The 24,628-nt window shown below is 67.1% G+C and carries 23 protein-coding genes, 1 tRNA gene and 1 pseudogene; 19 read left to right on the forward strand and 6 right to left on the reverse strand.

Features of this window, described 5'->3' with window-relative positions:
• Nucleotides 1-15 precede the first annotated feature (15 nt).
• The 8 genes from dnaA (at nucleotide 16) to GBA65_RS00040 (ending at nucleotide 10,815) form a co-directional block, all read left to right on the forward strand.
• Complete coding sequence (gene dnaA, locus GBA65_RS00005) at nucleotides 16-1,362, forward strand: chromosomal replication initiator protein DnaA (protein WP_166394824.1); 1,347 nt, start codon at nucleotides 16-18, stop codon at nucleotides 1,360-1,362.
• 574 nt (nucleotides 1,363-1,936) lie between these two features.
• Nucleotides 1,937-3,085, forward strand: coding sequence for a DNA polymerase III subunit beta (dnaN, locus tag GBA65_RS00010; RefSeq protein WP_166394825.1), 1,149 nt, complete (start codon nucleotides 1,937-1,939; stop codon nucleotides 3,083-3,085).
• A gap of 6 nt (nucleotides 3,086-3,091) precedes the next feature.
• A complete protein-coding gene (locus tag GBA65_RS24860; RefSeq protein WP_166394827.1) occupies nucleotides 3,092-3,289 on the forward strand; it encodes an RNA-binding S4 domain-containing protein in 198 nt (65 codons plus the stop codon).
• The gene (recF, locus tag GBA65_RS00020) at nucleotides 3,286-4,416 is read left to right on the forward strand and encodes a DNA replication/repair protein RecF (RefSeq protein ID WP_166394829.1); all 1,131 of its coding nucleotides are present in this window, start codon (nucleotides 3,286-3,288) and stop codon (nucleotides 4,414-4,416) included. Before GBA65_RS24860 ends, recF begins: the two co-directional genes overlap by 4 nt.
• A 167-nt stretch (nucleotides 4,417-4,583) precedes the next feature.
• The gene (gene gyrB, locus GBA65_RS00025) at nucleotides 4,584-6,521 is read left to right on the forward strand and encodes a DNA topoisomerase (ATP-hydrolyzing) subunit B (protein ID WP_166394830.1); all 1,938 of its coding nucleotides are present in this window, start codon (nucleotides 4,584-4,586) and stop codon (nucleotides 6,519-6,521) included.
• On the forward strand, nucleotides 6,514-9,081 hold the full coding sequence (gene gyrA, locus GBA65_RS00030; RefSeq protein WP_166394831.1) for a DNA gyrase subunit A: 2,568 nt from the start codon (nucleotides 6,514-6,516) through the stop codon (nucleotides 9,079-9,081). The genes gyrB and gyrA overlap by 8 nt, the downstream gene beginning before the upstream one ends.
• Nucleotides 9,074-9,499 (forward strand): hypothetical protein, encoded by a 426-nt coding sequence (locus tag GBA65_RS00035; RefSeq protein ID WP_166394832.1) that lies wholly within the window; start codon nucleotides 9,074-9,076, stop codon nucleotides 9,497-9,499. The genes gyrA and GBA65_RS00035 overlap by 8 nt, the downstream gene beginning before the upstream one ends.
• Nucleotides 9,500-9,567: 68 nt before the next feature.
• Nucleotides 9,568-10,815, forward strand: coding sequence for an NYN domain-containing protein (locus GBA65_RS00040; RefSeq protein WP_166394834.1), 1,248 nt, complete (start codon nucleotides 9,568-9,570; stop codon nucleotides 10,813-10,815).
• Between the two features lie 69 nt (nucleotides 10,816-10,884).
• Here GBA65_RS00040 and GBA65_RS00045 read toward each other — a convergent pair whose 3' ends face one another.
• On the reverse strand, nucleotides 10,885-11,175 hold the full coding sequence (locus tag GBA65_RS00045; RefSeq protein WP_166394835.1) for a hypothetical protein: 291 nt from the start codon (nucleotides 11,173-11,175) through the stop codon (nucleotides 10,885-10,887).
• Between the two features lie 144 nt (nucleotides 11,176-11,319).
• Here GBA65_RS00045 and GBA65_RS00050 point away from each other — a divergent pair, with 144 nt between their 5' ends.
• The 4 genes from GBA65_RS00050 to GBA65_RS00065 all read left to right on the forward strand — a co-directional run bounded on the left by GBA65_RS00050 (nucleotide 11,320) and on the right by GBA65_RS00065 (nucleotide 15,712).
• Nucleotides 11,320-11,652: a hypothetical protein gene (locus tag GBA65_RS00050; RefSeq protein ID WP_166394836.1), complete on the forward strand. Its 333-nt coding sequence runs from the start codon at nucleotides 11,320-11,322 to the stop codon at nucleotides 11,650-11,652.
• A 564-nt stretch (nucleotides 11,653-12,216) separates the two neighbouring features.
• The gene (locus tag GBA65_RS00055) at nucleotides 12,217-12,981 is read left to right on the forward strand and encodes a hypothetical protein (protein ID WP_207956012.1); all 765 of its coding nucleotides are present in this window, start codon (nucleotides 12,217-12,219) and stop codon (nucleotides 12,979-12,981) included.
• Nucleotides 12,982-13,062: 81 nt separating this feature from the next.
• The gene (locus tag GBA65_RS00060) at nucleotides 13,063-14,796 is read left to right on the forward strand and encodes an FAD-binding protein (protein ID WP_228281555.1); all 1,734 of its coding nucleotides are present in this window, start codon (nucleotides 13,063-13,065) and stop codon (nucleotides 14,794-14,796) included.
• 64 nt (nucleotides 14,797-14,860) lie between these two features.
• Nucleotides 14,861-15,712 (forward strand): succinate dehydrogenase/fumarate reductase iron-sulfur subunit, encoded by an 852-nt coding sequence (locus GBA65_RS00065; RefSeq protein ID WP_166398245.1) that lies wholly within the window; start codon nucleotides 14,861-14,863, stop codon nucleotides 15,710-15,712.
• A 120-nt stretch (nucleotides 15,713-15,832) separates the two neighbouring features.
• On the opposite strand, the gene GBA65_RS00070 is transcribed toward GBA65_RS00065, so the two are convergent.
• Nucleotides 15,833-15,905 (reverse strand) — tRNA-Gly (locus GBA65_RS00070).
• A gap of 58 nt (nucleotides 15,906-15,963) precedes the next feature.
• Here GBA65_RS00070 and GBA65_RS00075 point away from each other — a divergent pair.
• From GBA65_RS00075 to GBA65_RS23825, 3 genes and pseudogenes are all read left to right on the forward strand, one after another.
• Nucleotides 15,964-16,278, forward strand: a complete 315-nt coding sequence (locus GBA65_RS00075; RefSeq protein WP_166394838.1) for a hypothetical protein — start codon at nucleotides 15,964-15,966, stop codon at nucleotides 16,276-16,278.
• A 2-nt stretch (nucleotides 16,279-16,280) separates the two neighbouring features.
• Nucleotides 16,281-16,469, forward strand: a pseudogene (locus GBA65_RS25890) (zinc ribbon domain-containing protein); the annotation flags it as partial.
• Between the two features lie 109 nt (nucleotides 16,470-16,578).
• The gene (locus GBA65_RS23825) at nucleotides 16,579-16,794 is read left to right on the forward strand and encodes an NUDIX hydrolase (RefSeq protein ID WP_228281559.1); all 216 of its coding nucleotides are present in this window, start codon (nucleotides 16,579-16,581) and stop codon (nucleotides 16,792-16,794) included.
• Here GBA65_RS23825 and GBA65_RS00085 read toward each other — a convergent pair.
• Entirely contained in the window at nucleotides 16,784-17,362 is a 579-nt protein-coding gene (locus tag GBA65_RS00085) for a flavoprotein (RefSeq protein WP_166394840.1), read from the reverse strand. The two genes, GBA65_RS23825 and GBA65_RS00085, sit on opposite strands and share 11 nt — an antisense overlap.
• Nucleotides 17,363-17,490: 128 nt before the next feature.
• Between GBA65_RS00085 and GBA65_RS00090 the strand changes: the two genes are divergently transcribed.
• The 3 genes from GBA65_RS00090 (at nucleotide 17,491) to GBA65_RS00100 (ending at nucleotide 19,219) form a co-directional block, all read left to right on the forward strand.
• Nucleotides 17,491-17,691 carry a DUF2795 domain-containing protein gene (locus GBA65_RS00090; protein WP_166394841.1) on the forward strand — a complete coding sequence of 67 codons (201 nt, stop codon included), beginning with the start codon at nucleotides 17,491-17,493 and terminating at the stop codon, nucleotides 17,689-17,691.
• Nucleotides 17,692-17,790: 99 nt separating this feature from the next.
• The gene (locus GBA65_RS00095) at nucleotides 17,791-18,579 is read left to right on the forward strand and encodes an SDR family NAD(P)-dependent oxidoreductase (protein ID WP_166394842.1); all 789 of its coding nucleotides are present in this window, start codon (nucleotides 17,791-17,793) and stop codon (nucleotides 18,577-18,579) included.
• Nucleotides 18,580-18,586: 7 nt separating this feature from the next.
• A complete protein-coding gene (locus GBA65_RS00100; RefSeq protein WP_166394843.1) occupies nucleotides 18,587-19,219 on the forward strand; it encodes a hypothetical protein in 633 nt (210 codons plus the stop codon).
• A gap of 3 nt (nucleotides 19,220-19,222) precedes the next feature.
• On the opposite strand, the gene GBA65_RS00105 is transcribed toward GBA65_RS00100, so the two are convergent.
• Both GBA65_RS00105 and GBA65_RS00110 read right to left on the reverse strand, forming a co-directional pair.
• The gene (locus GBA65_RS00105) at nucleotides 19,223-19,579 is read right to left on the reverse strand and encodes a hypothetical protein (RefSeq protein WP_166394844.1); all 357 of its coding nucleotides are present in this window, start codon (nucleotides 19,577-19,579) and stop codon (nucleotides 19,223-19,225) included.
• Nucleotides 19,580-19,584: 5 nt separating this feature from the next.
• Complete coding sequence (locus GBA65_RS00110) at nucleotides 19,585-22,110, reverse strand: MBL fold metallo-hydrolase (protein ID WP_166394845.1); 2,526 nt, start codon at nucleotides 22,108-22,110, stop codon at nucleotides 19,585-19,587.
• A 132-nt stretch (nucleotides 22,111-22,242) separates the two neighbouring features.
• On the opposite strand from GBA65_RS00110, the gene GBA65_RS00115 reads away from it, so the two are divergent.
• Entirely contained in the window at nucleotides 22,243-22,515 is a 273-nt protein-coding gene (locus GBA65_RS00115; RefSeq protein ID WP_166394846.1) for a hypothetical protein, read from the forward strand.
• Nucleotides 22,516-22,542: 27 nt separating this feature from the next.
• Here GBA65_RS00115 and pknB read toward each other — a convergent pair whose 3' ends face one another.
• A complete protein-coding gene (pknB, locus tag GBA65_RS00120; protein ID WP_166394847.1) occupies nucleotides 22,543-24,621 on the reverse strand; it encodes a Stk1 family PASTA domain-containing Ser/Thr kinase in 2,079 nt (692 codons plus the stop codon).
• Nucleotides 24,622-24,628: the final 7 nt, after the last annotated feature.

The following is a 24,628-nucleotide window of genomic DNA, read 5'->3' on the forward strand; positions in this document are numbered from 1 at the left end:
GTGGAAGAGGTCTGGATGGAGGTCCTGGACCGCGTCTCCGAGCATATAGATGCGCCCTCCTGGCGCGTCTGGTTCGAGGGCACGAGGCCGGTGGACCTCCGGGAGGACCGGCTGGAGATCTCCGTCCCCAACTCCTTCGCCAAGGAGTACATAGAGGGACGCTTCAAGGGTCTGCTGGAGGAGGCCCTCGACTCGGCGCTCGGCGCGGAGGATTCCAGCCTCATCGTCTCCATCGAGGGACCCGAGGCACGCGGGGTGAGGCGGGAGAACGGCAGGAACAACGACGGAAACGGCGGCATGGACGGGGCGGAGGTCGTCAGAAACGCCCGCACGCCGCGCCCGTTCAAGGCGAAGTACACCTTCGATACCTTCGTGATCGGGGCGGGCAACCGCTTCGCGCACGCCGCGGCGATGGCCGTGGCGGAGACGCCGGGCGTGGTCTACAACCCGCTTTTCATCTACGGTGGGGTGGGGCTCGGTAAGACGCACCTCCTGCACGCCGTCGGGCAGTACGTCGAGGAGCAGGACCCGACCAGCGGGATCCGCTACGTCACCTGCGAGAACTTCACCAACGACTTCATCAACTCGGTGAGGGACAACGCGCCGCTGGACTTCCAGAGGCGCTACCGCGAGAACGACGTCCTGCTCATAGACGACATACAGTTTCTCGAGGGCAAGATCGAGACGCAGGAGGCGTTCTTCCACACCTTCAACGCCCTCTACGAGGAGAACAAGCAGATCGTCATAACCTCCGACCGGCACCCGAAGTACATCCCGACGCTGGAGGACCGGCTCGTCTCGCGTTTCGAGTGGGGGCTCGTCACCGACATCCAGCCGCCGGACCTCGAAACCAGGATCGCCATCCTGCGCAAGAAGGCGATGATGGACAAGCTCGAGGTCGACGACGAGGTGCTCACGTTTATCGCCTCCAAGGTCTCGACGAACATCCGGGAGCTGGAGGGGGCGCTGGTTAGGATCCTCGCCTACTCGTCGCTCTACGGCCGGCAGGTGAGCGTGCCGCTCGCCGAGGAGGTGCTGAAGGACATCCTGCTGGACGCGGCTTACCGCGAGATCCCGGTCGAGCTTATACAGCACGAAGTCTGCCGCTACTTCGGGGTGGCGAAGGCGGACCTCGTGGGCCAGAGCCGGTCCAAGCCGTTCGCCTACCCGCGCCAGGTCGCCATGTACCTCTGCCGCGAGCTCACCGACGAGTCGCTCCCGAAGATAGGACGCGCTTTCGGAGGCCGCGACCACTCGACGGTGATGCACGCCACCTCGAAGATCGCCAACCTCATCAACAGCGATCGCGACGTCTTCAACCAGATTCACGAGATCACATACCAGATCAAAAGCAAGCGCTAAACCCCGCCAGCCCCAAGCCTCTCATGCTTTTTCGAGTACCCGGACCCCCCTCCCCCTTATCTTTCTACCCCTCCCCTACAGGGGAGGTATTTGTAACAGATTTCGAGCTTTTCGCGCCCTTTTTATCCACAAGCCGTCCACAGGCTTGCCGGAGGCTGTGGATAACTCTGGCATGGCCTGCAGCGCTCGGCAGGGGGTTATCCACAAAATGTGTGGATAAAAACGCGCTCCTGTGGATAACTATCACGGTTCATGTCTAAACAGTGATGCCATATACGCGAATTGGCATAGAACCTGTGGATAAAAATGTGGACAAAGGGGGACGAAGCTGTGGATAAACCTGTGGATAAAAATGTGGATAACTAGGGGCTGTGGATAAGTGGGGTAGTTATCCACATTCCTTCCACAGGGTAGGGGCGTTTATCCACAATTTCGTCCACAGGCAAGGTAGGCGTTTTTCGGCTTAGATAAGCGGATCCGCGAAGTTATCCACACTATCCACAGGCCTTATTATTACTACTAATATAAGGAATATAGGGTTTTAATACTAATACTAAGGAGACGAGGAGGGGCGATGAGGGCCGTTTGCAACACGGAGATGTTCGGTAGGAAGCTCGCGCTGGTATCGCGGGGGGTATCGGCTCGTTCGACGATACAGCTTCTCGGCGGGATCCTGCTGGAGGCGTCCGCAGACGCCGGCGAGTTGCGGCTCTCGGCGACGGACATGGAGATCTCCATCCAGACCACGTCGCCGGCCGAGGTCGGGGAAGAGGGGCGGGTCGTGGTGCCGGCCCGGATCTTCAACGACGTGGTGCGTTCGTTGCCGGGCGGGGAGATCTCGCTCGTCCACGATCGGTCCGAGGGGGTGGTGCGGCTCTCCTCGCGGGAGAACGAGTACGGGATACGGGCCTACGCCGCCGAAGACTTCCCGAACCTGCCGAGCTTCGACGAGGGCTCCGCGTTCAAGATGAGCGCCGACGTTATCGTCGAGACCGTGGAGAAGGTTTCGAAGTCGTACTCGCGGGACGAGACGCGTCCGGTCCTGACCGGGATCCTGGTGAGCTTCGAGGAGTCGCGGGTGAGGATGGTGACGACGGACTCCTACCGGTTGAGCATCAAGGAGACCGAGCTCGCCACCAACGGCTTCGACGGGGAGCGGCAGGCGATCATCCCGGCCCGCGCCATGCAGGAGGTCAGCCGCATCTCCTCGGCCTCGGGGGAAGAGGGGGTGGAGGTTGTGCTCTCGGAGAACCAGGCGCTCTTCAAGATCGGGGACGTCCTCTTCGGCACCAGGCTCATCGAGGGGAACTTCCCCGAGTACCGGCGGCTGTTGCCGAGCGTGTTCGAGCGCGAGATCTCGGTGGACCGGGAGGAGCTGATCGGCACCCTGCGCCGCGTGAACCTCTTCGCCCAGCGCCAGACCCCGCCGGTGCCGGTGAGCCTGGCGTTCACGGAAGGGGCGGTGGAGGTCTCGGTGCGCAACGGCGAGGTCGGCGAGGCGCGCGAGAAGCTGCCCTCCAACGCCGAGGGCGAGGAGGAGTTCCGGATCTCGTTCAACCCGACCTACCTCATCGACGGCGTCACCGCGGTCGACTCCGAGAAGGTCCGCTTCAAGCTCAACGAGTCCTTGAAGCCCGGGCTCATCGTCCCCGACACGGAGGACGAGGGAGAGCCGGACTTTCTGTACCTGATCATGCCGATGCGCGACCCCTCCCGGAGCTAGGACACCTTGGAGCTCCCCCCCGGCATCACCCTCGGACAGGCCCTCAAGGCCGCGAACGTCGTCGGTACCGGCGGGGAGGCGAAGGTCCTGATCCAGTACGGAGACGTCCTCGTGAACGGCGAGGTGGAGACGCGCCGCGGCCGCAAGCTGGAGCCCGGCGACGTGGTCGAGGTGGGGGACGAGAGGTTCGAGGTGGGCCCGTGAGCTCTTACGTCAGGGCCGTCCGGCTCATCAACTTCCGCAACTACGCGGACGCCACCGCCCTCTTCTCGCCTGGGCTGAACATCGTGGTCGGGGACAACGCTCAGGGGAAGACGAACCTCCTGGAGGCGATCTCCTTCGCCACGACCGGCTCCTCGCCCCGCACCCCGAACGACTCCGAGGTCGTGAGATGGGGGGCGGACTTCGCCCGGACCGAGATGCGCGTGAGCCTCGACGAGAGCGACGGGAGCGAGGAGCGCAAGGTAGCAGTCGGGTATGCCCCCGGCCAGAAGAAGCGCCTCACGGTGGACGGGGCGCCGGCGAGCTCGCTCGCCTCCTACGCCGCCGGCGGGACGGGGGTGCGGGCTGTCACGTTCTTTCCGGACGACATCAGGATCGTCAAGGGCGCCCCATCCGACCGGCGCGAGTTTCTGGACACGCTGCTCTCCTCGCTGCGGCCCTCGTACGCCCGGGCCGTCGCCGAGTACGCCAAGGCCGTCCAGCAGCGCAACCAGCTTCTCAGGCGCATCAGGGACGGTTTCTCGTCCGAGAAGACGCTCTCGACCTGGGACCGGAAGGTCATGGAGCTCGGCTCCGAGGTGCTCAGGGGGCGAGAGGCGGCGGCGGAGCCCCTGAACGCGCTCTTCGGAACTTCGGTGCGCACGCTGTACGGCCCCGAGAAGGCCGCGCTGAGGTATTCCCATAGCGCACCCCTCGACGGGTACGCGGAGGCGCTTACGGAGGCACGTGAGGCCGATATAGAGCGAGGCACCACCTCGGTGGGGCCCCACCGCGACGACTTCGCCGTCCTTTTCGGCGGGGTGAGCATGACGACGTACGGATCGCAGGGTCAGCAGCGCCTCTCGACGCTGGCGCTCAAGTTCGCGGCGAGGGAGTACCTGAGGGGGGAGACGGGGGAGGATCCCGTGCTGCTCTTCGACGACGTGATGAGCGAGCTCGACGAGGAGCGGCGCGGGTACCTCTCGGGGTACTTTCTGGAGAGCACGCAGGCCGTTATAACGACGACGAACCTCGAGTACTTCGACGAGGAGGTCCTGGAGAGGGCGCGCGTCGTACGCATATCTGGGGGGGCGCTGTCCAGGCCCACAAGGGATGGTGCAAAGGGGTAGAATCGGGCCTTGGGAGGGCCGGAAAACCGCTTAAATAAGGGCCAAACGGTACATATACGCCGTTGGGAAAGCATGCGGAGTGTGATAGAATCTTCGGGTGCAAAGTTATGCGATAGATCCTGATGTCGGCGGAGGCGCCGATCGTAAGATGAGGAGGGTCCGGTTCCTTGGCGGCTAACCCTGTTACCAAGAATGGCAAGAGCGAGTACGATGCAAGTTCCATCCAGGTTCTAGAGGGTCTGGAGGCCGTCAAGCGACGGCCGGGGATGTACATCGGGTCGACGGGGCCGCGAGGGCTGCATCATCTCGTCTGGGAGATCGTCGACAATTCCATAGACGAGGCGCTGGCCGGTTACTGCACCGAGATCTCGGTGGTCGTGCACCCGGACAACTCCGTCTCCGTCACGGACGACGGGCGCGGCATGCCGGTCGGGAAGATGGACAAGTACGGCAAGTCCGCGGCCGAGGTCATCATGACCACGCTGCACGCCGGCGGCAAGTTCGACGGCTCGGGCTACAAGGTCTCGGGCGGGCTCCACGGCGTCGGGGCGTCGGTCGTCAACGCGCTCTCGGAGTGGCTCGAGATCGAGATCAGGCGCGAGGGCTACGTGTGGGGGCAGCGCTACGAGCGCGGCTTCCCGATGGGCGACCTCGACAAGGTCCGCAAGCTCAAGAAGGGCGAGCCCTCCGGGACGACCATCCGCTTCAAGCCCGACCCGGAGATCTTTACCGAGACGCTGGAGTACTCGTTCGACACGCTGAGCCGGCGGTTCAGGGAGTCGGCGTTCCTCAACAAGGGGCTCAAGATCTCGCTCGAGGACGAGCGCGACGAGGACCTCTCGGTGACGTACCAGTACGAGGGCGGCATCCGCGACTTCGTCGAGCACATCAACGAGGCGAAGGACCCGATCCACAAGACGATCTTCTACCTCGAGCGCGAGGACGAGGTCGGCGACGTCGAGGTGGCGCTGCAGTGGAACTCGGGCTTCCAGGACTCCGTGTTCACCTTCGCCAACAACATCAACACCCACGAGGGCGGGACGCACCTCTCGGGCTTCCGGGGGGCGATCTCGCGGACGATCAACGCCTACGCGCGGCAGAAGGGCCTGATCAAGGAGAAGGAGGAGAACCTTACCGGAGACGACATCCGGGAGGGGCTCGCCGCCGTCATCTCCGTGAAGCTCGCCGAGCCGCAGTTCGAGGGGCAGACGAAGACCAAGCTCGGGAACACCGAGATCAAGGGCCTCGTCGAGAGCTCGACGAACAAGTTCCTCGCGGAGTTTCTCGAGGAGCGGCCGGGCGAGGCCAAGGCGATCATCAACAAGTCCTTGCAGGCGGCGCGTGCCCGTCAGGCCGCGCGCAAGGTCCGCGACACGATCCGCAAGGGCTACCTGGAGAGCTCGACGCTCCCGGGAAAGCTCGCGGACTGCTCGTCGAAGGACCCTGCTCGTAGCGAGCTGTACATCGTCGAGGGCGACTCGGCGGGCGGTTCGGCCAAGCAGGGGAGGGACCGGAACTTCCAGGCCATCCTGCCGTTGCGCGGCAAGATCCTGAACGTCGAGAAGGCCAACATGAACAAGGTCCTCTCGAACGTGGAGATCCAGGCGATGATCAGCGCGATCGGGGCCGGCGTGGGGGAGACCTTCGACGTCTCTCAGGCCCGCTACAACAAGGTCGTCCTGATGACGGACGCCGACGTCGACGGGAGCCACATCCGGACGCTGGTGTTGACGTTCCTGTACCGGAACATGCCGGAGCTGATCGAGGCGGGCTACGTGTACATCGCGCAGCCGCCGCTCTTCAAGGTCACGCACCAGCGCAAGGACCACTACGTGTACAACGAGCGCGAGCTCAGGGAGACGCTGAACCGTTTGAACGCGAACGGGAACGCGAGCATCGGGCGCTTCAAGGGCCTCGGGGAGATGAACCCGATCCAGCTCTGGGAGACGACGATGAACCCGCAGAACAGGACGCTCTTGCAGGTCGGGGTCGACTCCGCCGCGGTCGCCGACGAGCTCTTCACGGCGCTCATGGGCGACAAGGTCGAGCCGAGGAAGCTGTTTATAGAGCAGAACGCCAGAGAGGTTAAGAACCTGGATGCTTGATACTTTTTCGGGGAACATACAGCCCCACTCGATTGAAGAGGAGATAAAGGACTCCTTTCTCTCCTATGCGATGAGCGTCATCGTCTCGCGCGCCCTACCGGACGTGCGAGACGGCTTGAAGCCGGTCCACCGGCGCGTCCTCTACGCGATGCACGACCTCGGCCTGCAGCCGAACCGTCCGTACCGCAAGAGCGCGACCGTCGTCGGCGAGGTCATCGGTAAGTACCACCCGCACGGCGACTCGGCGGTCTACGACACGCTCACGCGCATGGCGCAGGAGTTCTCCCTCAGGGCGCCGCTCGTCGACGGCCAGGGGAACTTCGGGAGCGTCGACGGCGACCCGCCGGCGGCGATGAGGTACACCGAGGCGCGCCTCACGCGGATGGCGACCGAGATGCTCCGGGACATAAGCTCCGATACCGTCGACTTCGCGCCGAACTTCGACGAGAGCCAGCGGGAGCCGACGGTGCTGCCGGCGCGCTTCCCGAACCTGCTCGTCAACGGCTCCGACGGGATCGCGGTCGGGATGGCGACGAAGATACCGCCGCACAACCTCGGCGAGGTCGTGGACGCGACCGTCGCGCTCATCGACGACCCGGAGATGGACGACGACGGGATCGCCGAGCACATCAAGGGGCCGGACTTCCCGACCGGCGGGATCATCGTCGGGCTCGCGGGCATCCGGGATGCTATCCGGGCCGGGCGCGGCTCCGTGCGGGTGCAGGCCAAGGCGCACACGGAGCAGATGAAGGGGAACCGGACCCAGATCGTGGTCACGGAGATCCCGTACCAGGTCAACAAGAGCTACCTGCTCCAAAAGATCGCCGAGCTCGTCAAGGAGCGCAAGATCACGGACATCTCGGACCTCCGGGACGAGTCTGACCGGAACGGCATGCGCATAGTGATCGAGCTGAAGCGCGACGCGGTGCCGAAGGTCGTCCTGAACCAGCTCTACAAGCACACCCAGATGCAGCAGAGCTTCGGGGTGAACCTGGTGGCGCTCGTGGACGGCGTGCCGAAGACGCTCTCTTACCGCTCCGTCCTCAAGCACTACGTCGACCACCAGTTCGAGGTAGTTACGCGCAGGACGCGCTACGAGCTCGCCCGCGCCCAGGCCAGGGCCCACATCCTCGAAGGCCTCCTCATAGCGCTCTCGAACCTCGACGAGGTCGTCGCGACGATCCGGAAGTCCAGGAGCGTGGAGACGGCGCGCAACAACCTGATGAGGACCTTCAAGCTCTCCGAGCGCCAGGCGCAGGCGATTTTGGACCTCAGGCTGCAGCGCCTCACCGCGCTGGAGCGCCAGAAGGTCGAGCAGGAGCATCGGGATCTGACGGAGAAGATCGAGTACCTCGAGAGCGTGCTCGCCGACGACGGCAAGGTCTACGGGATCATCAAGGACGAGCTCCTCGAGGTCCGCGCGGCGTATGCCGACGAGCGGCGGACCACCGTCACGGTCGACGAGAGCGTGGACTTCGAGATCGAGGACCTCATCGCCGAGGAGGAGATGGTCATCTCCATCTCCAACGGCGGCTACCTCAAGAGCGTGCCGGTCAACACCTTCCGCAAGCAGGGTAGGGGCGGCGTCGGCGTCGCGGGGATGGAGCTCAAAGAGGGCGACTTCATCGAGCACCTCTTCATCACGACGACGCACCACTACATGCTCTTCTTCACCAACAAGGGCAAGGTCTACCGGCTGAAGGTGCACCAGCTGCCGAGGATGAGCCGGACGGCGAAGGGGCGTCATATCGCCAACCTCCTCCCGTTCTCGCAGGACGAGAGGATCCAGACCGTCATCGCGACGAAGGACTTTCTGGACGCCGAGTACCTGCTCTTCGCGACTCGCAAGGGCGTCGTCAAGAAGACCCCGTTCCTCGACTACAACACGCACCTGAAGAGCGACGGGATCATCGCGATCAACCTCGCGGACGGCGACGAGCTGATCGCGGTCCGGACCGCCTCCGACGGCTCCGACGTGGTGCTCGTCACGAGCAACGGCCAGGGCATCCGCTTCAAGCAGACCGAGGCGCGGCCGATGGGCCGGGCGACCGGCGGGGTCAAGGGGATCACGCTCAAGAACGGCGACGACGTCCTCAGCATGGACGTCGTCTCCGACGGGGCGCCGGCGGACCTGTTCATGATCACGGAGAAGGGCTTCGGCAAGCGCACGCCCCTCTCGGACTTCAGGGCGCAGGGCCGCGGGGGGCAGGGCGTCATCGCCATGAAGACCGACGGCGAGCGCGGCAAGCTCGCGGGCGTGCGGGTGGTCCGGCCCGACCTGCACGAGCTGGTGATCGTCTCGAACTTCGGGACCACGATCCGCATCGACGCGGAGTCCGTCTCCCGGCAGGGGCGTGGCGCCCAGGGCGTGCGGGTGATGAACCTGCGCTCTGGCGACTCGGTGAGCGCGATCGCCAAGGTCGTCTCCTCCCGCTCCGAGGACGCCGACGGCGCGACGGACGAGCTCTCGCTGGACGAGATCGTGGACGAGGAGGTGTTGAGCCCCGCCGAGGCCGGGCTCCCGGAGGCGAACGGAGACGGAAGGGTGGAGCGTGGATAACGACAAGCACGCCTCCTGCGACGGCGTCGTCGAGTGCACGGCGCTCGTCCTCGCCGAGGGCTACGCCGAGCTCGAAGGGAGGCTCACCCTCTTCGGGATACTCGACGAGATCAGGCCCACCGGCGAGAGCGGCACCTCCTTCGTCGTCTACGCCAAGTTCGAGGGGTGCGAGCACGCGGCCGGCGGCGAGCGGCGGGCGCGCATCCTGATCACCGACGAGGACGGCGAGATCCTCGAGGAGTCGCCCGAGTTCTCCGTCTGGCTCAGCGGGGAGGAGGGCCCGGCGACCATCGTCGCCGAGTTCGACCTGCCGGGCGAGCTCGGGGGCGAGGAAGGAATACTGTGGGTGGAGGCGGAGCTGGACGACGAGACGCTCGCCCAGACCGCGATACCACTGCGCGAACGGTACAACGTGTAAACGGATCGGCGGAGGCCCGGGGGATCGTCCCCGGCCTCTCCTTTTATGAACCAAGGAAACCAACCCAAATGACCGAAGATACTGCAATATTCATCGACTGGGAGAACATCTACATCTCCACGGTCACGGAGTACGGCGCCAAGCCGAACGTCTCCGCAATCCTAGAAAAGGCCCGCGAGTACGGGCGCGTCGTCTCCGCCACGGCCTACGCCGACTGGACGGACGGCGACTTCCGGAACGCCCCCCCGACCCTGTACTCGAACGGCATCATCCCGCGCTACATCTCGGCGCGCTACTTCCCCGGGGGCCGGTCCTCCAAGCGGCGGACGAACTCCATCGACGTGATGCTCGCCGTGGAGTGTTCCGACTTCCTGCACGGTCACCCGCAGGTCGACACCTACGTCCTGGTGACCGGGGACGGGGACTTTATCCCGCTCGTGATGCTCCTCCGGAGCCGGGGGAAGAAGGTCGTGGTCATCGGGGTGTCCGAGGCGACCTCCTTCCACCTCATCGAGTCGGCCGACGACTTTATCTCCTACGCCTCGCTCATGGAGGAAGAGCGGGCGGCGCGGGCCCGCGAGAGGGAGCCCAAGAAGAAGACCGCCGACCCGTACAAGGAGCTCGTGCGCGCCGTCGAGGCCCTGAGCAACGGGAGCAAGACGCGCGTCCTGGGGCAGGTCAAGCAGCAGATGATCGTGCAGCTCGGCTCGTTCGACGAGCGCAACGAGGGCTTCAAGAAGTTCAAGGACTTCGTGGTCGAGGCCGAGCGCCGGGGGCTCGTGAACACGGTCGACCGGGACTTCGAGCTGCAGGTCTACCTGCCGGGCGAGGAGATCCCCGAGACCCCGGAGTCCGACCTGGCCACCGAGGAGCCGCAGGAGACGAAGGAGACCGCCGCGCCCGCCGCGACGAACGGCCGGACCGAGGCTCCGCCGGAGCCCGCCGCGAGCGACGGTTCCGACGAGCCGCCCCAGCAGCGTGAGGCCGCCGAGGAGGCCCCCTCCCCGGAGAAGCCGGGCTTCGATCTTCTGGAGGACCTTACGCCCTACGAGCTGAGGACGATCTGCAAGAGCGTCGCGGACCTCGAGCAGCCGGCTTCGTTCATAGAGATCTTCGGGAGCATCCGCGAGCTCGACGAGCGGGGCGAGCTCGAGCTCTCGAAGGACGAGATCCGCGAGGTGATAGAGGCGATGCTCGAGGCGGGCTACGTGGTCAAGAGGCGCACGAAGCCCTACAAGGAGGCCAAGGCCGACATAACCTTCTTCGCCCTCGACCGCGAGCGCGACGAGGTTAAGGCCGCCCTGAACGGCGCCTGACGCCAGAGGCGATAGCAAGAGTAGAGGGCCCGCGAGCGAGACTCGCGGGCCCTCTACTCTTGCCCGTTCTTAATCGGCGAGTTTGTAAACGGTGAAGGCCGCGATGAGGAGGGCTACGAGGGCCTGTGCCAGCGAGGCGCCGATCGTCGCGAGCACCTGGAGCGTGGAGACGCTGCGGATCAGGAGCTGCACGCCGATGATGCTCCCGAAACCGAGGAGGAAGACCAGCAGGGCCTTCTTCCTGTAGCCCTCGCCGCGCTCCTTGAGGAGGGCCATGCCCAGCAGGGCGGGTATAAAGAACGCAAGTATCAGGGGAACGAGGCGCAAAACCTCTATGGCCGCGCTTATAACGGTGGTCATATACTTAGTTTAGCGCAAACCTTGCACAATGCTGGAAACTCGGTTATTCGATATGTATCCTGCTGTACCTAAAGTGGAGACCGAGAGGCGGTAGGGCGGATGGGGATCAACCAGAGGATTTCGCTTCGTAAGTTTGTAGACGACGTGAAGCGCTGGGTGGACGAGGGCAGGTCGGACGAGTGGATCGCCAGCGCCCTCGGGACGAGCGCCTCCAGCGTGCAGTCCTTCCGGTCGCGCAATGGGATCTACCGCAGGGACGTCTCGGCAGCGTTGGGCAACCCCGAGGAGTACGAGGTCTACGAAGGGGTGATCGAGGCCGGCCACAGCGGCACCGGGATCTGGTTCGACCCGGAGGTGGGGGAGGGCCCCCGCTGGCAGGGGCGCTGGAGCGGCGTCGGGAAGGTCGAGATCCGCCTGAGCCCGACGAAGATCGTCCTGCTCTCGCGCGGCCGGGCCAACGGCCACTTGGGGGTATAATAACTTCGGTTCGGGCCGTCCGACCCGTCGCTGTCCGGCGGATCTCCGCCGGGTAGAGAAAAGTCCGGACTCGCGAGGACGGGGTAGGGGCGACCCTTCCCGATCCGGAGAGGCCGCTCGGGCCAACAACCCGAGGGGCGGGTGGCGCAAGCCCCCGTCACGTCAAGTGCAACAGAGAGCAGACCAGCCGATGGCCGTGAAACCCTTCGGGGTCCACCGGCACAGGTGATGGGTGAAAGGGTGGGGTAAGAGCCCACCGGCGGTATCCCGCGAGGGACCGGCCAGGTAAACCACCGGTGCGAGCAAGCCAAATTGTCCCCATAGGGGCTCCGCGAGGGGCTCCGGGGCTGGTAGGCGCGGCTCCTCCCAGAGGAGCCCGGGACGGGCCGCAAGGCGCTCCCGGAGATGGATGGCGGGATAGAGCAGGATCCGGCTTACGGGGCGGCCCGGACTTTGTATGTTGCGTCACATTAGATTAGAACGGTTTCACAAAAGCTATGTGCACGATCCTCTATACTTCCGGCACGTCAAGAATATACCTGTGGTTACTAGAGAGGGAACGCATTGGCACAGAGCGACGCGGCTAGATCCACCACCCAGGTCTTGAACAGGCTTCCTTGGTGGACGGGCCCGATCACGGTTACGACGGTCCTGATAGGCTTCGGGATCTACGTGACGGCTTCGTTATTCTTGTTCGACCGGAGCGAGTACGAGAACTACCTGTCGCCGTTCTACTCGCCGCCGGTCGGGTTCCCCGAGTGGTTGCCGACCTGGCTCACGCCGGCGGTCTTCGTGCTGTGGATACCGTTAGGGTTCCGGGCCACCTGTTACTACTACCGCAAGGCCTACTACCGGTCGTTCTTCTGGGACCCGCCGGCCTGTTCCAGCAAGGCCCAGCAGCGCGAGCCGCGCAGCCCGGAGAACTACAGGGGCGAGACCGCCCTCTTCGTGCTCAACAACATCCACCGGTACTTCCTCTACGGCTCGCTCATAGTCCTCGTGTTCCTGTGGTACGACACGGCCCTCGCGTTCCTCCCCCAGGGCTCCTTCGGCATAAGCCTCGGTTCCATCATCTTCCTCATCAACGTAAGCCTGATCTCGGCATACACGTTGTCTTGTCACTCCCTGAGGCACCTCATCGGCGGCCAGGTCGACTGCTACTCCTGTGTGACGGGCGGCAACGCGCGGCGCAAGGCGTACAACTGGCTTAGCGTCCTGAACCGCCAGCACGCGCTCTGGGCGTGGCTCAGCTTGTTCTCCCTTCTGATAACGGACATCTACGTGAGGCTCCTGCTTGCGGGCGCCATCACGGACCTGCGGATACTCTAAGGTTGGTGCAATTTGGAGCGTAACGGAAATACGAACGGTAGCAGCTCTCATCCTCACGAGGTAAGGGAGCACGACGTCCTCGTGATCGGGGCGGGCGGCGCGGGCCTCCGGGCGGCGGTCGCGGCCACCGAGCGCGGCCTCTCGGTCGGCGTCGTCACGAAGAGCCTCCTCGGCAAGGCCCACACGGTCATGGCCGAGGGCGGCATCGCGGCCTCCCTCGGCAACGTCGACCCCGAGGACGGCTGGCAGACGCACTTCAAGGACACGATGAAGAGCGGCAAGTTCATCAACAACTGGCGGATGGCCGAGATCTTCGCCAAGGAAGCCCCCGACCGGGTCTACGAGCTCGAGCAGTGGGGCGCCCTCTTCAACCGGACGCCGGAGGGCAAGATCTCCCAGCGCCCGTTCGGGGCGCACACCTACCGCCGCCTCTGCCACGTCGGCGACCGGACCGGTCTCGAGCTGATCCGGACGATGCAGGAGAAGGTTCTCGCGACCGACACCAAGGTCTACATGGAGACCACGGTGACGAGGCTCTTCCAGAACGACGAGGGGCGGGTCGTGGGGGCTCTCGCGTACACCCGCGAGACCGGCAAGTTCATCCACTTCAAGGCCAAGGCCGTCGTGATGGCGACCGGCGGGTGGGGCCGCATCTTCAAGGTCACCTCCAACTCCTGGGAGGGGACCGGAGACGGGGTCATGCTCGCGTACCACGCCGGCGCCGAGCTCGTGGACATGGAGATGATGCAGTTCCACCCGACGGGGATGGTCTGGCCCCCGGGCGTGCGCGGCCTGCTCGTCACCGAGGGCGTGCGCGGCGAGGGGGGGCTCCTCAAGAACTCCGAGGGCGACCGCTACATGGGCAACTACGACGAGGAGCGCATGGAGCTCTCCTCGCGCGACGTGGTGGCGAGGGCCAACTACACCGAGGTCAAGGAGGGGAGGGGATCGCCGCACGGCGGGGTCTACCTCGACATCACGCACCTCGGCTACGACAAGATCATCCAGAAGCTCCCGACGATGCACGAGCAGTTCCTCAAGCTCGCCGACATCGACATCTCCAAGGAGCCGATGGAGGTCTTCCCGACCGTCCACTACACGATGGGCGGCATCAAGATCGACCCCGAGACCGCGGCCTCGAACGTCCCCGGGCTCTTCGCGGCCGGCGAGGTCGCCGGAGGCCTGCACGGCGCGAACCGCCTCGGGGGCAACTCGCTCTCCGACCTGCTCGTCTTCGGGCGCAGGGCCGGCGAGGGTGCCGCCGAGTACGTCAAGAGCAACGGCTACTCGACGGACATCCCCGAGAGCGCGGTCGAGGAGGAGAAGAAGCGGATGCTGGATCCCCTGCAGAAGCAGGGCGAGGGCGAGAACCCGTACCACCTCCAGCAGGAGCTCCAGGAAGTGATGATGGAGCACGCGAACCTCATGCGCACCGGGGACTCCCTCAAGGAGGGGCTCGGGAAGGTGCTGGCCCTCAAGGACCGGCTGCCGAACATGAAGGCCAGCGGCTCGACCCTGTTCAACCCCGGCTGGCACGCGGTGCAGGACGTCAATAACCTGGTCACCATCTCCGAGGTGATCCTGAGGACCGCTCTAGAGCGCACGGAGCGCCGCGGCGCCCAGTGGCGCCTCGACTTCGACGGGCCGGACGACGATCTCGGCAGGGTCAACTTTATCGTCAAGGAGGACGCGCAGGGCGAGGTGGGCATAGAGAAGCGCGATATCCCGCCGATGCCCGAGCACCTCCGTAGGCTCTTCGACGAGAACCAGGACATGAGCGGCGGCGAGAAGACCGGGAAGGAGAGCCAGTTCTAGGCTGGCTCTCCCAAGACAGGAGCATAGATTGAGCGATAGAACGAACATCACCGACATCGCCGAGATGGCGCACGCGCCGGCGTACAACGACGACGCGGCCAACACCGGCGAGACCCGCACGCTCCAGATCTTCCGGGGCGACGGCGAGGGCGGGAGCCTCGTCCCCTACGAGATCGAGCTGATCGAGGGGATGGTCGTCCTCGACGCGGTCCTCAAGATCCAGGCCGAGCAGGCCGGCGACCTGGCCGTGCGCTGGAACTGCAAGGCCGCCCACTGCGGCTCGTGCAGCGCCGAGATCAACGGCAAGCCGAAGCTCCTCTGCAAGTCCCGCGTCGAGGAGTACGACGGGCAGGAGATCAAGGTCATGCCGCTCCAGGCGTTCCCGGTCGTGAAGGACCTGGTCTCCGACGTCTCGTGGAACTATGGGGTCTCGGCCCAGATCCAGCCGTTCAATCCCGGCAAGGAGCAGGCGCCGTTCACGATGTACGAGGAGGACGTCGAGCGCCTCTACGAGCCGAAGAAGTGCATCGAGTGCTTTATGTGCCAGGACGTCTGCCACGTGCTGCGCACCCACCACAAGCACCCCGAGTTCGCGGGCCCGCGCTTCTTCGTGCGGACGCAGTGGCTGGAGATGCACCCGATGGACGAGAACAACCGCCTGCAGTTCCTCAAGGAGGGCCGCGGCGGGGTGCAGTACTGCAACATCACCAAGTGCTGCTCCGAGGTCTGCCCGGTCGACATCCACATCACGGACAACTCCATCATCCCCCTCAAGGAGCGCGTCGCCGACGAGTACTACGACCCGGCGAAGTGGCTTATGCGCAAGATCCGGGGCAACAGGAGGAACGGCTCCGCCAACGGCAACGGGGGCACGCGCGCGAGCCACAAGCGCGCCGAGATCCGGACGAACGGGTAAGGGGACTTTCGACCGTCAGCCGTCAGCGGCCAGCCATAACGGGGGAGCCGCGGGTCACTTCCGACCCGCGGCTCCCCCGTTTCTGCTGAGGGTCGAAACCCTGATGAGAGGCAGAGAAAGAGCGGACGACGGGCTTCGAACCCGCGACCTCCAGCTTGGGAAGCTGGCGCTCTACCAACTGAGCTACGTCCGCAACGGTGCTATTTTAGCATCGGGGTGTGGAGCTTGCGACGGTCGGGGGTCTGCGTAGGATGGTGCGGAAACTGAAGGGGAGCATCTTCCGGAAGCCGCGGATGGGTCTGAGCCGCGCCGCGGGGATGAGGCTGGGCGACGCGCAGGTAGCGTGCGGGGCCCTGCTCCTAGCCCCCTCCTCCTTCGCTCCCTCGCAGGGCGCGAAACCCTTCTACTCCTCGTTCGGGCTGCTGGCCGGGCCGATGTTGGCGTTGCGGGGCCTTGCGGGGCTGCTGGCGGCGGAGAAGCGGAAGCTGGCCGGAGACCACCGCCTGGCGTCCATGCTGCCGGGGTTGCTCGCTCTCTTGGCCGCCGTTCTCGAGTTTCCGGCCTAGCGATGGGGGAGCTCGAATACGACTTCTGTCCCCGTTGCGGCGGTCGCCTCCGGTCGCGCCGGGTCAAGGACGGGGAGCCGGAGCGGCTGGTGTGCGAGGAGTGCTCGTTTATCTTCTACCTCGGGCCGAAGCTGGTGGCCGCGGTGATCTGCGAGATGAACGGGGGGATCGTGATGACCCAGCGGGCCATCGAGCCGGGGTACGGGAAGTGGACGTTCCCGGGCGGGTTCATGGACCGGGGGAGACGGCGGAGGCCGCAGCCTCGCGCGAGGCGCGGGAGGAGGCGGGGTCGAGGTCGAGGTGGGGCCCATCCTCGGGCTCTACTCCTACGAGGGGCAGGTGCCGGTGATCGCGGTGTACAAGGGACGGGTCACGGGCGGGACTCTGGAGCCGTTGGACGAGACGCTCGCCGTGAAGGTCTTTCCGCGCGACGGCCTGCCCTGGAGCGAGATGGCGTTTCCGAGCACGGAGCAGGCGCTCGAGGATTACGTGCGCAGCGTCTCCCCTAGCCCCTAGCCCCGGCCAGGGCCTCCTCGACGGCGGCCAGGATCTCGGCCTCGTCCGCGAGCCTGCCGACGCCCGGTAGCTCCTCCGCGGAGGCCATGAGCCCCTCGGACGGGCCGACGAAGCGGTGGTTCCATCCCTTCAACGTCTCCACGTTGCGCTCCGTGGCCGGGTTGGACCACATCTCGGGGTTCATGGCGGGGGCCCAGAGGACGGCCCTCGCGCCGGCCAGGATCGTGGCGGAGAGGAGGTCGTCGCCGAGGCCGACGGCCGCGCGGGCCATCGCGTCGGCGGTGGCCGGGGCGACGAGGACGAGGTCGGCCCAGCGGGCGAGGGTGACGTGTTCGACCCGGCCGGAGCGTTCCCACCACGTCTCGTCGGTGTGGACCCCGCCGCCGGCGGCTATCGCGAGGGTCTCCTCGGGGATGAAGCGGAAGGCGGCGTCCGTGGCGACGGCCCTCACCTCGTGCCCGGCCTCCCTGAGGCGCCGGATCACGCCGGGCGCCTTGTACGCCGCGATGCCGCCGGTCACGCCGACGAGCACCCTGCTGGCCGCACTGCTGCTACCGAGTTCCGTCACTTCTACCTCCGGCGGGATGCGCTTGCGTACCCGCGATTCTACGCCCGGTTGATCGCGCCCGCACAGGGGTAAAGCATCGGCCACGCGGGCCGTCGTACCCGCACGAGCGAGCCAAAGAGGAGGAGACGGTGGACTTCAATCCGGACGACGCGCAGCAGTACCTCGAAGGCATCGAGTACCCGGCCAGCAAGGAGGAGATCTCGTCCGCCGCCGAAGGGAACGGCGCCCCCGAGGACCTCGTCGGCCTGATCGGCACCCTGCCCCGTCCCGAGTTCTCCAGCCAGGAGGAGCTCATGGACGAGCTTCGGGCGCGACCGGGCGGCGGATAAACTCGGCGCAGGCTGCTCGACGCTACCTTTCCCCTCTCCGGACGACGCCCGTAGCGCCGCGCCGTACGCCGGCGCCTCGAACGGGTAAGATGCGAGGCCATGACTGAGAAGAGGTTGAGCGGCAAGATCGCGGTGGTCACGGGCGCGTCGAGCGGCATAGGGGAGGCCACGGCGCGGGCGCTGGCCGCCCGGGGTGCCCCGGTGGTGCTCGCGGCGCGGGACGAGGAGAAGCTGGCGTTTTTGGAGCGGGAGATCCGGGCCGCGGGCGGGAGGGCGCTCGTCGTCGGGACCGACGTCGCGGACAGGGAGTCGGTGAGGGGGATGGTCGGGCGCGCCGTGGCGGAGTTCGGGTCCGTGGACGTGCTGGTGAACAACGCCGGCCTCGGACTCTCCGGCCGCGTCGCCGAGCTGCGGCCGGACGACCTGCGCTACGTCTTCGACGTCAACCTCCTCGGCCCGCTCCACTGCATACAGGAGGCCCTGCCGCACATGCCCCGCGGCGGGCGCATCGTCAACGTCTCCTCCGTGGTCGGGAAGCGCGCGATCCCGAAGGTCGGCGGCTACTGCGCGTCCAAGTTCGCCCTCAACGCCCTCTCGGACGCCCTGAGGGTCGAGGTGGCCGCCCGGGGCGTCACGGTGACGAGCGTCTACCCGGGGACGACGCGGACCTCCTTCAGGGACAACTCGCGGCGCACCAAGAGCGAGAAGCGCGGCTGGCGTCCGAAGGGCGTGTCCCCGGAGAAGGTGGCCGAGAAGATCTCGGGGGCCGCCGAAAGAGGGGGACGCGACGTCTACGTCACCCCGACCGACCGGCTCTTCGTGGCCGCGACGACCCTCGCCCCCGGCCTCACGGACCTCGTGCTGCGCCGCTTCTGGGCGAAGGACTGACGGGGCCTTGGGCTTCGAGGAGAGCGCGCTCGCGAGGCTCGGGCGCTACCGCGAGGAGGCGGACCGCTCGCTGGAGACGCGGCGCGGGATCGAGCAGACCGCCCGCCGCTTCTCCGAGCGGCTCTTCGGGGGCCTGGAGTACGCCGCTTCGCTCGCGCGCCGGGCCGGGCTCGGGGCGGAGACGCAGCGCGACGGAGGCCTCCTGGTCCTGCGGGTAGAGGCGGAGCCCGGCGGGACCTCGGAGACGAGAGCTACCTTCGGGACCCTTCGGGGGACCGCCGCGGAGACCGACGAGGACCTCATGCACGAGGACCTGAGCCGCTACGACCTCGATCCCTCGGGGTTCTCGGGGCGCGTCCTGGGCTGGTCGGAGGAGGTGGGGGAGGAGCCCTGCCAGATCTTCGCCGTGTACGGCGACGGCGTGTGGAAGACGAAGGGCGTCTTCGTCGCGAGGTCCCGGGGCAGGGTGGACGACCCGGACGACGTCCTGAACGGCTTCTGCCTGCGCATCCTGGGACGCCTCTTCGACACGGCCGCGCTCACCGGCGGCGCGGGGCGGCGCTGGGCCCGGGACGCCTACACGCTCCCGGACCTCCTCTCCGGCCGGGAGCACCCGACGGAGCTTCGCTGGTCGAGGTAGACGTCAGGCCCCGAACTCCCGGACGGAACGGACCCCGTAGCCCGGCAGGGCGCCGCTCCTCGTGGCCCGCTCCCCGGGCACCAGCAGGTTGTGGCGGGCCAGGGTCTCGAGGGCGCCCGCTATCTCCTCGTCGGTGCTCTCCCCGAGGGTCGCGCGGAGGTCCTTGCGGTTGATCTGGCCGTGCCCGAGGTATGAGCAGAGGCCGGCGTAGAGGACCTTCGCCGCCGGGTCCACGGGCAGGGCCCAGACCTCGGGCTCGTACCAGAACCCGCCGACGCCCACGGCGTTCTCGGGGCGGGGGCCGCGGTCGTCGGAGAGGATCGTGACCTCGGGGAGGGCGGTGCTGCTTGCGCGCTCCATCCCCCCTACTTCAGGACGGTGCGGACCGTCTCGCCGACGGCGGGGGTGTGTATCTTGTAGCTCGGGGCGAGGCGGTAGGCCAGGTCGCTGATGCGCCGCTTGGAGCCGTGGATCAGGATAATCTGGCGCGGTGTCAGCTTCTCGGTGATGCCGAGGAGCTCCTCCTGGGTGCAGTGGGCGGCGAAGTTGACCTTCTCGACCCGCCAGCCCTCGCCCTCGGCGGGGACCTCGCCCGTGCCGTAGGAGGCCTGGGCGTTGGACGGCAGGATCACGGCGTTCGTCGGGTCGTCCTGCAGGCGCCTGCGGTAGAACGCGCTCGCTCCGCCCTGCATCGTCACCGGCGAGGCGATGATGGCGCACGGGTTGGAGAGGATGCGCTCGCGGGCCTTGTCGTCGTTGGCGACCGCCCGGATGTTCTCCCCGAAGAAGAGCTCCTTGGGGTCCGTGTGCTGCAGGTACGGCTTCATGTACCCGAGCTGCTCGGCGTAGAGGCGCTCCGAGGTCGTCACGACCGAGCCGTCCACGTAGATGAAGACGTCCTTGTCGAGGCCGTACTCCTTGCCGAAGTGCTTGAGGCCGAGGATGATCTCCTGCGCCTGCCCCAGCGCGTACGTCGGGATGAGGACCGTCCCCTCCTTGCCGACGGTCGTCTCGTTGATGACCTCGACCATGGTCCGTATGGACTCCGAGAACGGCTGAGGCCTCTGGTCCGCGAGCGTCGCCTCCATGATGAGCAGGTCTATGTCGCTGACCTCCGGCAGCCGCGCCGAGGGGATGGAGAAGTGATCCTCGAGGCAGATGTCCCCGGTGTGGAACACGGTCGCCGAGCCCGTCTCGAACAATACGCTCGCCGCCCCCAGGATGTGGCCGCTCTCGGTCAGTGTGATCCTGGTGTTCCCTACCTTGAGGGGCTTGTTGAACTGCACGGGGACGAGGCGCTTCTTGACCTCCGAGAGCGGCGCCCCGCCCGCGAGCCCGCCGCCCATCGCCGCGTGGTCGTTGAGCGCCGCGGCTATAAGCTTCGCCGAAGGCGGCGTGCAGTAGATGGGGACGTCCGGCTGGTCGCGCACGAGCAGCGGCAGCGCGCCGCAGTGGTCGAGGTGCGCGTGGGTAATGATCGCCGCGTCGAGGCCCTCCACCTCGCGGAAGTTGGGGGCCAGGGAGCCCCGGCCGTCGGGCTTTATGCCGGCGTCGACGAGGACGCGCGTGCCCCCGAAGTCCAGAAGGTGGCTGCTGCCGCCGACCTCCCCGGCCCCGCCCAGGGCCCGAAAGGAGAGCGTGGGGCGCGACCTCCCGTTCGGGTGAGCGCCCGCCTTGCCCGCCGGGCGGGACGGGAGCGCCTCCTGTGCCTCCCCGCGGTGGGACCCGTCCCCGGCTACCGGCGGGGCAGGGGACGGGTCGGGGTCTTCGGGCTCCTCGCTCGTGGCCGAGGAGCCCGCGGACCCGCCGCGCCCGTGCTGGCCGGCCCGCGGCTCGCGCAGGTCGGCGTGGGCGCGGAGCACGCTGCCCATGAACTCCATAAGCTGGGCGGTCCTGGCCGTGGCGTCGAGGGAGTTGGGCAGGGAGCCGACCTCGTTCTTGACGGCCCTTATGAGCAGCTCGCCGAAGCCGTCGTCGGTGAAGCGCGCGTTCTGGAGGGCGTCCTGGATGCGGTCGCGCTCCGCCACGACCTGCCCGAGCTCGTCGTGCATCGTCTCCAGGCGCTCGGCGGCGGAGGAGTAGGCGGATCTCTCGCCGTCGAGGATGCGCTCCAGGTGCCGGGCCCTCTTCTCCAGGTCGGCCACCTTCTCGCCCATCCTGGCCCTGAGGTCCATCGCCGTGGCCGCGCGCTCCTCGGCCCTGCGGGCCCCCGCGACGGCGTCCTCGCGCTCGTCGAGCAGGACCTCGACCTCGCGCCCGAGGGAGACCGCCTGCTCCCGCGCCGCCCTGCTGGAGAAGGAGAGCTGCTCGTTCTCGCGCTTGAGCCGCTCCAGCTCGGCCTCCAGCTCGGCTATGCGCGCGCTCTCGGAGGCCTGCTTCTCGGCCTGCTGGTTCTCCTCCCGCCAGCGAGCGATAAGCGCGGGGACCACCCCGTCCGCGGGCTCCGTCTCGCCGCTCACCGCGGCCAGCAGCAGGCTCTCCGTCGTGTGGGCCTCGGCGAGCTCCCCCAGGTTCTCGGTGGTGAGCCCTTCGAGGGCGTCGTCCGTCTCGGGCGGGATCTGGTCCCCGACGGCGGTGCGGAAGGCGCCCCAGGCGGCGACGTCGTTCATCACGCGCCTCGCGACGCCCTTCAAGATGCCGGCGGCGCCCCCGGACTTGCGGGTTAGGGCGTCGGCCTGGATGCCGCGGGGTAGGAGGGCCTCGTCCAGGCCCGGGATGCTCTTGCAAAGCTCCGCCAGGGTCTTGCGGGTGTCCAGCCGGGAGAGCCTGCGCTGCAGAAGCTCTTCAGGGAAACCCTCCGGCGGAAGCGGGGGCGACGCAGGCTTGCCGGCGTCGCCGGGTTCGACGCCCTTCCCCCCGGACGCTTCGTCTCTGGGTATGGGATCTGACATCGGATCTCCCTCCGAGTATGCGAATTTGCTGCACGTTTCATGAAAATTATTCTACCACGGGCTATTTTCCGGCCCCTCCGCCGCGCGCGTACGGGCCCCGGGCGGGGCTTCCCCTTCGTATAGACTGCGGGCATGGAAGCGGAGAAGGGCACACAGAACGCGAGGATCTTCGCCTACTCCCCCGGACGGTACCCGATACTCGTCGTGGAGCTGGCCCCGGGAGACCTCCGCACGCTCTACTACGAGACCGGCTACGACCCCGAGCGGTCCAAGCCCGTGACCGAGGAGTGGATGAGGGAGAACGCCGTGGGCCGCCACAGCTTCGTGGAGGTCTCCCCGCCCCACGAGGTGCCCGCCCCGGCGCTCAGGGATTACGTCCGCGAGGAGCTTCTGGAAGACCTCTAGGGGTCCGCTACGACCGGACCCTGGCCCCTAATCGTCGTTGTTGCTGTTGTTGTTATTGTTGTTGTTGTTACCGCCGTTGTTATTGTTGCGGTTGTTGGCGCCGTTGCCGTTGTTCCCGCCGTTGCCTCCTCCGTCCCCGGTCTGCGCGTTCCCGCCGTTGCCGCCCCCGCCGTTCTGCTGCGTCGGCGTCGAGGGCTGCGGGTCGGGCTCGGGTTCCGGCTCTGGTTGCGGGGAGGGGGTCGGGGCCTCGACGGGGGCCGGCGGGGGTCCCGAGCTGACGTTGACGGTCACGGTGATCGCGTAGGGGTCGGCCGGGGTGCCGGCCGCCGGGCTCGTCGAGACCACCGTACCGGCCGGCAGGTTGCTTTCTACCTCGACGACGTTGGAGAAGAACAGCGCGTTGTAGAGCGTGGCCGCGGCCGCGTCGGCGGTCTGGCCGCTCACATCGGGGATGGGGACGAGGTCCGGGGGCTCCGGGCCGGTGCTGACGGTGACGTCGACGCTGCTCCCGCGCCTCAGGTCGGTACCGGGGGAGGGCTGCTGGTCGACGATCTGGCCGGCCGGGACGCTCTCGTTCGGCGCCTCGGCCTCGTCCCCGAGCTCGAGGCCGGCGTCTTCGAGGATCTCCTCCGCCTGCTCGGGGGTCTGGCCCCCGAGCTCGGGCACCTCCGCGTCCGCGGGACCGGACCCGACGGCGATCGTGACCGCGGAGCCCACCTCGGCCGTCTCGCCCTCGCCGCCGGCCGGGTCCTGGGAGAGGACGCGCCCGTCGTCCTCCGTCGAGCTCTCCCGCTCCTCGACCTCGACCCCGAAGCCCGCCTCGTCGAGGATCCCGCGGGCCTCCTCTTCCGTGCGGCCCTCGACGTCCGGCAGGTCGGCCACCTGCGTGCCGCTCGTGTCGACGGTGATGGTGGAGCCCGGGACGGCCTGCTCCTGCGGGGCGGGGTCCTGAGAGACTACGGCGCCCACGGGCTCGGTGCTCTCCACGCGCCTGCCGGGTGCAACCTCGAAGTCCCCGCCGGCGACCGTCACGGCCTCGTCGATGGAGCGCGCGTCTTCGAGGTTCGGGACGGGGAGGCTCTGGGGGTCACCGCCGCCGACCTGGCTGTAGGCGATGCCGCCGATCGCGGCGAGGAGCAGCAGGAGCAGCAGGACGGGGACGACCCAGCGCCTGCGCCTGGGGCGGCCGTAGTCCTCCCGGGCGGGGGGCACCATCACGGCGGTGCGCTGGGCGGTGCCGTCGCGACGGCGCGCCGTCATCATGCGCGTCGTGTCGTTGGAGGGCGAGAGGCCCTCCAGCACCCGTTCGAGGTCCTCGATCAGCTCGCCCGCGTCCGCGTAGCGGTCGTCGGGGGACTTGGCGAGCAGGCGGCAGGTGACGGAGTTTATGCCGTCGGGGACGGCGGGGTTGAGGGCCTTCGGCGGGGCGAGGTAGCCGTTGACGTGCTTCATTGCGATCCCGATCGGCGTCTCGGCGTCGTAGGGGAGCGTCCCGGTGAGCATCTCGTACAGGACGATCCCGAGGGAGTACAAGTCGCTCTGCGGGCCGACCGGCTCGCCCATCGCCTGCTCGGGCGAGATGTAGTGGGCGGTGCCGAGGATGGAACCGGTCTTCGTCATCGTGCTCGAGGACGCGGCGCGCGCGATCCCGAAGTCCCCGACCTTGACGTCGCCGGAGCCGGTCACGAGGACGTTGTGCGGCTTTATGTCGCGGTGGACGACGCCCTTGGCGTGGGCGGCCTGAAGGGCCTCGGCGATCTGGAGCGCCACCGCCGCGGCCGTCCTCGGCGGGAGGGCGCCCCGTTCGAGGATCCTGTCCTTCAGCGTGCCGCCGGGAAGGTACTCCATCGCGATGTAGTACGTCCCCCGCTCGTCCTCGCCCCGGTCGTAGATCGAGACGATGTTCGGGTGGGAGAGGGCCGCAGCACTCTGCGCCTCGCGCTTGAAGCGCTCCACGAACTCCTCGTCGTCGGCGTAGCGCCCGCTCATCACCTTGAGCGCCACGTCCCGATCGAGGACGTCGTCGTGCGCGAGGTAGACCTCCGCCATCCCGCCGCTGCCGAGCGGCTTGGAGATCCGGTACCGGTTGTCTACGAGCTGTTCCAAGTCAGGG

The sequence above is a fragment of the Rubrobacter marinus genome (genome assembly GCF_011492965.1).
GTDB classification, from domain to species: Bacteria; Actinomycetota; Rubrobacteria; order Rubrobacterales; family Rubrobacteraceae; genus Rubrobacter_F; species Rubrobacter_F marinus.

Excerpts from the sequence above, each read along its gene's own strand:
- dnaA (WP_166394824.1), top strand. The coding sequence starts at position 16 with ATGGAGGTCCTGGACCGCGTCTCCGAGCATATAGATGCGCCCTCCTGG.
- dnaN (WP_166394825.1), top strand. The coding sequence starts at position 1,937 with ATGAGGGCCGTTTGCAACACGGAGATGTTCGGTAGGAAGCTCGCGCTG.
- gyrA (WP_166394831.1), top strand. The coding sequence starts at position 6,514 with ATGCTTGATACTTTTTCGGGGAACATACAGCCCCACTCGATTGAAGAG.
- GBA65_RS00040 (WP_166394834.1), top strand. The coding sequence starts at position 9,568 with ATGACCGAAGATACTGCAATATTCATCGACTGGGAGAACATCTACATC.
- GBA65_RS00045 (WP_166394835.1), bottom strand. The coding sequence starts at position 11,175 with ATGACCACCGTTATAAGCGCGGCCATAGAGGTTTTGCGCCTCGTTCCC.
- GBA65_RS00065 (WP_166398245.1), top strand. The coding sequence starts at position 14,861 with ATGGCGCACGCGCCGGCGTACAACGACGACGCGGCCAACACCGGCGAG.
- GBA65_RS00075 (WP_166394838.1), top strand. The coding sequence starts at position 15,964 with ATGGTGCGGAAACTGAAGGGGAGCATCTTCCGGAAGCCGCGGATGGGT.
- GBA65_RS00095 (WP_166394842.1), top strand. The coding sequence starts at position 17,791 with ATGACTGAGAAGAGGTTGAGCGGCAAGATCGCGGTGGTCACGGGCGCG.
- GBA65_RS00105 (WP_166394844.1), bottom strand. The coding sequence starts at position 19,579 with ATGGAGCGCGCAAGCAGCACCGCCCTCCCCGAGGTCACGATCCTCTCC.
- GBA65_RS00110 (WP_166394845.1), bottom strand. The coding sequence starts at position 22,110 with ATGTCAGATCCCATACCCAGAGACGAAGCGTCCGGGGGGAAGGGCGTC.
- GBA65_RS00115 (WP_166394846.1), top strand. The coding sequence starts at position 22,243 with ATGGAAGCGGAGAAGGGCACACAGAACGCGAGGATCTTCGCCTACTCC.